Raw genomic sequence first — 963 nt, forward strand, 5'->3', positions numbered from 1 at the left:
TGGCGCGCCCGGCGAGGAAGGTGGCATCGAGGCCTGGCTGCGCCTGGCCGAGGCGGTGGGCCTGGGCCGCGAGCAGGTGCTGTCCCAGGAGCTGGTGTTGCCGGGGGTGCGTTTCGCGGTGGACGCCTATGTGAATTTCGCCCGTCGCGCGAGCTGGCAGGAAGCGGCCAGCAGTTCGCTGACCGAGCTGTTCGCCCCGCAGATCCACCAGTCGCGGCTGGACAGCTGGCCGCAGCATTATCCGTGGATCGACGCCAGCGGCTACGACTACTTCCGCAAGCGCCTGAAGGAGGCGCGCCGCGACGTCGAGCACGGCCTGCGCATTACCCTCGAGCATTACCGCACCTGGGAAGCCCAGCAACGCATGCTGGAGATCCTGCAATTCAAGCTGGACGTGCTCTGGAGCATGCTCGATGCGATGAGCATGGCCTACGAACTGGACCGTCCGCCTTACCACACGGTGACCCGTGAGCGGGTCTGGCATCGGGGGATTGCCCTATGAGCGACTTCGACCTGAAGCAGGTGCCCAACCTGCGTCGTGGCTTCCGTCTGCAATGGGAGCCGACCCAGGGCTGCCATGTGTTGCTCTATCCCGAAGGGATGGTGCGGCTGAATGAGAGCGCGGGGGAAATCCTGCGCCTGGTGGATGGTCAGCGATCGGTGGCGCAGATCATCTTTGATCTGCGTCGCCGTTTCCCTGACGTTCCCGGCCTGAACGAAGACATTCTGGCGTTCATCGAGGTGGCTCATGCCCAGTTCTGGTTGCAACTCGAAGCCTGAAACCCAGCCGGGGCCGCCGTTCTGGCTGCTGGCCGAGCTGACCTACCGCTGCCCCTTGCAGTGCCCGTACTGCTCCAATCCGCTGGACTTCGCCCAGCAGGGCGAAGAGCTGACGACGGCCCAGTGGATCGAGGTGTTCCGCCAGGGCCGTGAGCTGGGCGCGGCGCAACTCGGCTTCTCCGG

Annotated in this window: 2 protein-coding genes and 1 pseudogene; all 3 read left to right on the forward strand. The window is 65.4% G+C overall.

Annotated elements, in window-relative coordinates; genetic code table 11:
• Positions 1-502: pyrroloquinoline-quinone synthase PqqC (gene pqqC / locus E8E75_RS00105; RefSeq protein WP_280357627.1), on the forward strand; the 502-nt coding region annotated here is incomplete at its 5' end.
• Positions 499-780, forward strand: coding sequence for a pyrroloquinoline quinone biosynthesis peptide chaperone PqqD (gene pqqD / locus E8E75_RS00110; protein WP_120650972.1), 282 nt, complete (start codon positions 499-501; stop codon positions 778-780). The genes pqqC and pqqD, both read left to right, overlap by 4 nt.
• Positions 749-963: pseudogene (locus E8E75_RS00115) on the forward strand (pyrroloquinoline quinone biosynthesis protein PqqE); the annotation flags it as partial. The gene pqqD and the pseudogene E8E75_RS00115, both read left to right, overlap by 32 nt.

Origin of the sequence: Pseudomonas sp. BN606 (assembly GCF_029873115.1) — a bacterium.
Lineage (GTDB): Bacteria > Pseudomonadota > Gammaproteobacteria > Pseudomonadales > Pseudomonadaceae > Metapseudomonas.

Coding starts and splice junctions, on each gene's coding strand:
- pqqD (WP_120650972.1), top strand. CDS start 499: ATGAGCGACTTCGACCTGAAGCAGGTGCCCAACCTGCGTCGTGGCTTC.